2 protein-coding genes are annotated in these 4,215 nt (G+C 70.7%); both read right to left on the bottom strand.

Going from position 1 to position 4,215, the window contains the following annotated elements; all coding sequences use genetic code 11:
* Nucleotides 1-3,005 (bottom strand): type I polyketide synthase (locus ACWDRR_RS44130; RefSeq protein WP_449777993.1); only part of this gene is annotated, 3,005 nt, incomplete at its 3' end.
* 55 nt (nt 3,006-3,060) lie between these two features.
* Nucleotides 3,061-4,215: type I polyketide synthase (locus tag ACWDRR_RS44135; RefSeq protein WP_449777994.1), on the bottom strand; the 1,155-nt coding region annotated here is incomplete at its 5' end.

Raw genomic sequence — 4,215 nt, forward strand, 5'->3', positions numbered from 1 at the left:
CCGTCCGGAGCACCCACCACCACCTGCAACTGCACCGCACCCCGCTCCGGCAACACCAGCGGAGCCTCCAGCGTCAACTCCTCCAGCACCCCGCACCCCACCTGATCCGCAGCCCGCAACGCCAACTCCACGAACCCCGTCCCCGGCAGCAACACACTGCCCAGCACGGTGTGATCGGCCAGCCACGGGTGAGTGGCGAGGGAAAGACGACCGGTCAGCACGACACCGCTTTCGTCGGCCATCGCCACGGCGGCGCTCAGCAGCGGATGCTCGGCACCCGCGAGGCCCAGGCTCTGCGCGTCCTGCTCGGGTGCCGCATCCAGCCAGTAGCGCCGGCGCTGGAACGCGTAGGTCGGCAGATCGACCCGACGCGCACCCGTGCCCTCGAACAGCGCAGGCCAGGTGACCGGGGTGCCGGTGGCGTGCAGACGGGTCAGGGCCTCGATCACGGTGCGGGCCTGGTCACGGTCCTTGCGCAGGGCCGGCACCACGGCGCGTGCCGGGCCGTCCTGCGGCAGGCACTCCGCGACCATCCCCGCCAGCACCGCGTCCGGACCGACCTCCAGGAACGTCCCGGCGCCAAGGTCCAGCATCGTGGCGACGGCGTCAGCGAAACGCACCGCCTGACGGACCTGACGCACCCAGTACGCCGGATCCGTCCACAGCTCCGTCTCCACCCGGCCCGTCACCGTCGACACCAACGGCAGCACCGGCTCCCGCAGGTCCAAGCCCGCCACGACCGCGCCGAACTCCTCCAACATCGGATCCATCAGACCCGAATGGAACGCATGACTGACCGTCAGAGCCTTTGTGCGGAAGCCGCGCTCGGCGAGCGTCGCCGCCACCGCCAGGACCTGCTCCTCGTACCCCGAAAGCACCAGCGACGCGGGGCCGTTGACCGCCGCCAGCCACACACCCTCCATGCCGGCCAGCAGCTCCCGCACCACCTCCTCGGGCGCGCCGACCGCCACCATCGCCCCACCCGCGGGCAACGCCTCCATCAACCGCCCACGCGCCACGACAAGCGCACACGCGTCCTCCAGGGACAGCACACCCGCCACATGGGCAGCGGCGATCTCCCCGACCGAGTGACCCGCCAGCACACCCGCCGCCACACCCCACGACTCGAACAGCCGGAACAGGGCGACCTCGAGAGCGAAGATCGCGGGCTGCGCGAAACCGGTGCGGTGAATGCCCTCGTCCGACGGCAGATCCACCCCCAGCTCCGCACACACCTCCCCGTACGCCCGGGCGAACACCGGGAACATCTCGCTCAGTTCACGGCCCATCCCCGGCCACTGCGAACCCTGACCCGAGAACACCACCCCAAGCCGACCCGCCACCACAGTCGAGACATCCGCCGACCCCGACACCAAGTCCCCGAGACGGGACAGGAGTTCCTCACGATCGGCCGCGACCACGGCCGCACGCTGCTCGAAGAGCGAGCGCGAGGTCACGAGCGAGAACCCCGCGTCCAGGACACCAAGACCCGGATCCGTCCCAAGCCGCTCCAGCAGTGCGGCGGCCTGACCCCGCACCGCTTCCTCGGACTTGCCCGAGAGCACGACCGGCACCACGGGAAGCGCGGCCACGGTCTCCTCAGCGGCCGGCGCACCCGCCTCAGCCTGCTCAAGGATCACGTGCGCGTTCGTCCCGCTCACACCGAACGACGACACCGCCGAACGCCGCACCCGCCCCGCCTCCGGCCAGGCCCGCGGCTCCGTCAGCAGCTCCACCGCGCCGGAGGCCCACTCCACCTCACGCGACGGCTCGCCCACGTGCAGGGTCCGCGGAAGCACACCCTCCCGCATCGCCATCACCATCTTGATCACACCCGCCACACCCGCAGCCGCCTGCGTGTGACCAATGTTCGACTTCAACGACCCGAGCCACAGAGGCAGTTCGGCGTCACGGTTCTGCCCGTAGGTCGCCAGCAGCGCCTGCGCCTCGATGGGGTCCCCCAACCGGGTGCCCGTGCCGTGGCCCTCGACCGCGTCCACGTCCGACGTGGACAGCCCGGCGCTCGCCAGCGCCTGGCGGATCACCCGCTGCTGCGCAGGCCCGCTCGGCGCCGTCAGACCGCTGCTGGCGCCGTCCTGGTTCACCGCCGAACCCCGCACCACGGCAAGCACCTTGTGCCCGTTCGCCACCGCGTCCGACAGCCGCTCCACGAGCAGCATGCCCGCGCCCTCGCCCCAGCCCGTGCCGTCGGCGTCCGCCGAGTAGGACTTGCACCGACCGTCGGTGGAGAGGCCGCGCTGGCGGCTGAACTCGATGAACGTCCTCGGCGTGGACATCACCGAGACGCCGCCGACCAACGCCATGGAGCACTCGTTGCGCTGGAGCGCCTGCGCCGCCAGGTGCAGCGCCACCAGCGACGACGAACACGCCGTGTCCACCGTCACCGCCGGCCCCACCAGGCCGAAGGTGTAGGCGACCCGGCCGGAGGCGATGCTGCCGGCGTTCCCGTTGCCGATGTAGCCCTCGAAGCCCTCCGGAATGGTGAGGAACCGCGCCGAGTAGTCGTGGTACATGAGCCCCGTGAAGACTCCGACCTGCTCGCCCCGTGCGGATTCCGGCCGGATGCCGGCCCGCTCGAAGGCCTCCCAGGTGAGTTCCAGCAGCAGCCGCTGCTGCGGGTCCATCGCCGCCGCCTCCTTCGGGCCTATGCCGAAGAACGCCGGGTCGAACTCGGCCGCCTCGTGCAGGAAGCCACCCTCCTGAACGGTGGTCCGGCCCTCGGCGTCGGGGTCCGGGTCGTAGAGGCCCTCCACGTCCCAACCGCGGTCCACGGGGAAGCCGGAGACGGCGTCCGACCCGCTCAGCACGAGGTTCCAGAGGTCTTCGGGGGACCGGACGCCGCCCGGGTAGCGGCAGCTCATCCCGACGATCGCGATCGGCTCGCGCTCACCGGTCTCCAGCTCCTGCACGCGTTCGCGCGTCTTCTGGAGATCGGCGGTGACCCACTTCAGGTAGTCGACGAGCTTCTCTTCATTGGTGGTCATAGCGAGAGTCCTATGCGTTCCGGCGCCGGGGGGAATGGTCAGGGCGGTTGCCGATTCAGGATCGGCCGAGTTCCTTGTCGATGAAGGCGAAGAGATCGTCGGTGGTCGCCGACCGGATCCGGTCCTCCGCGGCGGAACCCGCCACGGACTTCGGTGCGGGGTTCCGCTTGGCCAGCAGCGTCTGGAGCCGCTTCGTCACATTCGCGTTCAGAGGGTCTTCCTGCGACAGGTTCGTCAACAGGGCCTCCAGTCGGTCCAGTTCCACGAGAATCCGGGACTCGCCGTCCTCCTCCGGGGCGAGGCGCTCGGCCAGGTACTCCACCAGCGCCACCGGTGTCCCGTAGTCGAACAGGAGAGTCGCCGGGAGACGCAGTCCGATCGCGGTCCCGAGCTGGTTCCGGAGCTCGACCGCCGTGAGCGAATCGAGGCCCAGGTCGAGGAAGCCGCGGTCACCGGGGACGGCATCGGCCGACGCGTATCCGAGGATCGACGCGACATTGGAGCGCACGAGCCGGAGCAGTGCCTCGACCCGTTCCGGGCCGGCGAGGGCCGCCAGGCTCCTCGCGGCCGGGACCGGGTCCGCGGATGCCCGGCTGACCGGCCGGGCCGTCGCGCCCACCAGGCCGCGCAGCACGACCGGGACCTCGCGGCCGGCGCGAAGCCTCGACCGGTCCAGGCCCATCGGCACCAGGTGCGACCGATCGGTGGCGATCGCTGCGTCGAAGAGCTTCAGGCCCTCGCTCGGCGAGAGCGGGCGGACACCGGACTGGACCAGGCGTGCCTGGTCGGTGTCGCCGAGACGGCCCGTCATACCGCCGTCCAAGTCCCACAGTCCCCAGCCCAGGGAGTGGGCGGGCAGGCCCTGCGCACGCCGGTGCTGCGCCAACCCGTCCAGGAACGCGTTCGCCGCCGCATACCCCGCCTGCCCCGCCGGCCCGAACACCCCCGCAGCCGACGAGAACAACACGAACAACGACAACCCCATACCCCGCGTCAACTCATGCAGATTCCACGCCGCATCCACCTTCGGCCGCAACACACCCCCCAACCGCTCACCCGACAACGACGACACCACCCCGTCGTCCAACACACCCGCTACATGCACCACACCCCGCAAACCCTCCCCACCAGCACAAACCGACCCCAACAACCCCTCCAACGCCCCCCGATCAGCCACATCACACGCCGCAACCACCACCTCCGCACCCAA

The organism is Kitasatospora sp. NPDC003701, from assembly GCF_053587085.1.